The organism is Stenotrophomonas sp. 2YAF22 (genome assembly GCF_052114665.1).
Classification (GTDB): domain Bacteria; phylum Pseudomonadota; class Gammaproteobacteria; order Xanthomonadales; family Xanthomonadaceae; genus Stenotrophomonas; species Stenotrophomonas indicatrix.
Genome location: NZ_JBFRFE010000808.1, coordinates 1 through 1,557 on the forward strand (window position 1 = coordinate 1; position 1,557 = coordinate 1,557).

At 65.3% G+C, this 1,557-nt stretch carries 1 protein-coding gene; it reads right to left on the reverse strand.

Going from position 1 to position 1,557, the window contains the following annotated elements; all coding sequences use genetic code 11:
• Positions 1–1,557 (reverse strand): TonB-dependent receptor domain-containing protein (locus AB4Y84_RS21305; RefSeq protein WP_442250891.1); only part of this gene is annotated, 1,557 nt, incomplete at both ends.

Below are 1,557 nucleotides of genomic sequence, written 5' to 3' on the forward strand. Positions count from 1 at the left end.
GCGCGAGCCGTACACGGTGGCCGACCAGGCGTCCTTTTCCCAGGTCACGCTGACGCTGGTCTTGGTGCGGGGAATATCGAAGCCGCTGTTGATCGCGAACTGGTCTTCGGTCACATCGCCGGCATAGCGCTGGAAGTCATGCTTCTTCACCCAGGTGTGGGTGCCATTGAAGATGAAGTCGCCGATGCCGGTCTGCAGGCGGTAGCGCAGGCCGACGTCGATGCCAGAGGTGGACTCGCGCGCCACGTTGATCGGATTGACGTGCACACCGTACAGACGGCCGTCGGCGGTGCGGGTGATGCGGGCCAGGGCATCCACGCAGGTCGGCGAGCCGATGTCGGCTCTGCCCAGCCGGCAGTTCGCTTCGTTGGCCAGGATCGTACGCACGTCCATGTCCTGCACCTGGTCGCGCATGTCGATGTTGAACCAGTCGGCCGACAGATCCAGGCCGGTGGCCGGCGACCACACGAAGCCCGCGCTCCAGGAGGTGCTGGTTTCCGGTTCCAGCTCGCGGTTGCCACTGCGGCTGCGGATCACGTTGCGCTCGTAATCGGCGCAATCATCGGCGGCGTCGGYGCGGCAGTTGTACAGATCTTCCGCGCTGGTCTCGTCGTTGCCCGGGCCGGCGAACACATAGTGCAGATCCGGCGCACGGAACGCGGTGCCGTACGAGCCGCGCACCAGCAGCGTGTCGATCGGGCGCCATTCCAGGCCGCCGCTCCAGGTCGCCTTGCCGATGGTGTGGCCCGAATAGCGATACTGGTCGTAACGGCCGGCCACGCTCAGGTTGACCGTCTCATGCAGCGGCATGCGCAGCTCGGCGGCAGTCGCCCAGCGGTTGCGCGAGCCCTTGCCGTCCGAATCCTTCCAGCTGTAGTAGTAATAGCCGGTCGCCAGCGGGTCCGGGTTGAGCGCGTAGGCCTGCTGGCCCACTTCCACCGTCGCGGCAAAGCCGGCATCGCCACCGGGCAGGGTGAACAGCGACCCATTGGTCAAGGTCAACGCAGCCGTCTCGGTGCGCGACTTCGGCGTATAGGTGGTGCGTGCGGCGATCGAATCGTACTCGGCACGGGTCAGCGGCCGGTACAGGCGCGACGGATCTGCGTTGTAGATCGGGAAGCCGTCCTCGTCCTCGCCCAGCTGCGGGCCCAGGAACAGGTCGTTGGCCTTGGATGCGATGATCTGCGCCCAGCTGATCCGCGACTGGTACTGCGAATGGCTCAGTGCTGCTTCGTAGTCCCAGTTGCCGGTCAGGTTGCCCTTGAAGCCGGTGGTCACGCTGAAGGTCTTCTGCGTGCTGCGCACCATCGCATTGTCCAGCCCGCCCATTTCCTCGGGCGAGAACTGGCGCTGCCAGAACTCGATCTCGCCGGTGGCTTCATTTTTGAAGTAACCCGACTCATCGCCGTCGGCGGCCATGCGGCCCCACTTGGTGACATCGCGCATCAGCGACATCGTGTGGTAGCCCAGCTGCACGTCGGCGAACCACTGCTGGCCGTTGTCGAAGTCGTAGCTGAGCGAGGCATAGCCGTTGGCGCCGCGGCGCTTGCTGAGGAT